Origin of the sequence: Dietzia sp. DQ11-44 (assembly GCF_014145205.1) — a bacterium.
GTDB classification, from domain to species: domain Bacteria; phylum Actinomycetota; class Actinomycetes; order Mycobacteriales; family Mycobacteriaceae; genus Dietzia; species Dietzia natronolimnaea.
The window spans coordinates 1-1698 of the sequence record NZ_JAALEC010000226.1; the positions used below are offsets into that span (position 1 = coordinate 1).

Annotated in this window: 1 protein-coding gene and 1 pseudogene; both read left to right on the forward strand. The window is 72.7% G+C overall.

Going from position 1 to position 1698, the window contains the following annotated elements; translation table 11 throughout:
- Positions 1-248 (forward strand): annotated as a pseudogene (locus G6018_RS06590) (hypothetical protein); the annotation flags it as partial.
- Between the two features lie 114 nt (positions 249-362).
- Positions 363-1613 carry a Bcr/CflA family efflux MFS transporter gene (locus G6018_RS06595; protein ID WP_182639209.1) on the forward strand — a complete coding sequence of 417 codons (1251 nt, stop codon included), beginning with the start codon at positions 363-365 and terminating at the stop codon, positions 1611-1613.
- Positions 1614-1698 lie beyond the last annotated feature (85 nt).

The following is a 1698-nucleotide window of genomic DNA, read 5'->3' on the forward strand; positions in this document are numbered from 1 at the left end:
CCGCCACCGATGTAGAGGGCGGCTCGATCACCGAGTTCGAACGCGGGGCGATCGTCCTCACCCCCGCAGGGCGCGCCTTCGTGGTGCAGGGCGAGATCCTCGCCGCCTACCTGGACGCGGGCGGGCCCGCGGGCGAGCTGGGTTTCCCCACCGCGGACGAGGCCACCACCGACGGGGGATGGATCTCCACCTTCGAGGGCGGGGTCATCACGTACCTCGACGGGGTCGCCGAGGTCCGCACCGACTGACCGGCACTCGCCCGTCACCCGCACGGTTCGCCCGCGCGTCGGGCGTCGGAACGGGGGTGAAAGCGGGTTATCGGGGCGTCGCGCGGCCCTCTCCGGCGGGGCTATCGTCCTCCCGTGAAGTCCACCCTCCCCCGCGCCCAGGCGCCGGATCCCCCGTCCACGCTGCCGGGGACCGTACCCGCCGCCGTGCTGCTGCCCCTTGCCCTGGCCGGTGCGATCGGGCCGTTCGCGACCGACACCTACCTGCCCGCGCTTCCCCTCATCGTCGGGGAGTTCGGGGTCTCCGCCTCGGTCGCCCAGCTCACCCTGACCGCGTTCATGGTCTCGCTGGCCGCGGGGCAGCTCGTGATCGGCCCGCTCTCGGACCGTGTGGGCAGGCGCACCCTGTTGATCCTGGGTTCGGTGGGCACCGCGGTCGCGGCCGTGGTGTGTGCGCTGGCCCCGTCGATCTGGGTACTGGTGCTGGGACGGGTCGCCCAGGGGTTCTTCGGCGCGGCGGGGATCGTCCTGAGCAAGGCCGTGGTGGTGGACGTCGGCCGCGGTGCCGGTGTCGCCAAGGCGTTCGCGACCCTCATGGCCCTCCAGTCGGTGGCGCCGGTGATCGCCCCGCTCGTCGGCGGTGCCGTGGTCCCGTTCGGCGGGTGGCGGGGCGTGTTCTGGCTGCTGGCCGCTCTGTCCGTGGTCACGGCGATCGGCGTGGTCACGGCGGTTCCCGAGACGCTGCACCCCGACGACCGCCGCTCGGGCGGCATCATGTCCACCCTGGGCGATATGCGCGTCGTGGCCACCTCTGGTCCGTTCGTGGCCCGGGTGTCGGTGTTCGTGTTCACCTTCGGCGTGCTCTTCGCGTACATCTCCGCGAGCCCGTTCATCTACCAGGACATGGTCGGCCTCTCCCCCACCGCGTACTCGGTGGCGTTCACCGTCAACGCCCTCGGCATCCTCGCCTCGAACCTGGCCGGGGCACACCTGGTCGGCAGGTTCGCACCGGAGAAGATCCTCGCCACCGGGGTGGTCGGCATGCTCATGGCGATCGCGGTGCTCGTCGTCGTCGTCGCCCTGTCCCCTGCCGGCACCCTGGGGCTGGCACCGGTCACCGTGGGCTTCATCCTGCTGACCCTGTCGATCGGCGCGATCCTGCCCAACGCGGCAGCGCTGTCCATGCAGGCGACCCGGGGGCACTCGGGGTCCGGGTCCGCGCTGCTCGGCGCGGCGCAGTTCAGTCTGGCGGCCCTCGTCTCGCCGATGACCGGGCTCTCCGGCCCGCATTCCGCCCTCCCCATGCTCGCCGTGATGGGCGCCTGCGCACTGGTGGTCGTGGTGGCGCTGACGGCGGTGCTCCGCCGGTCGGCGCGCGCCGGGTGAGCGCTGCGGGGCGAAACGACGACCGTGGGCCGGGGGTAGGGTGACGGTCACGACCGACCCCCGAGGTGGTGTCCGACATGGCGGA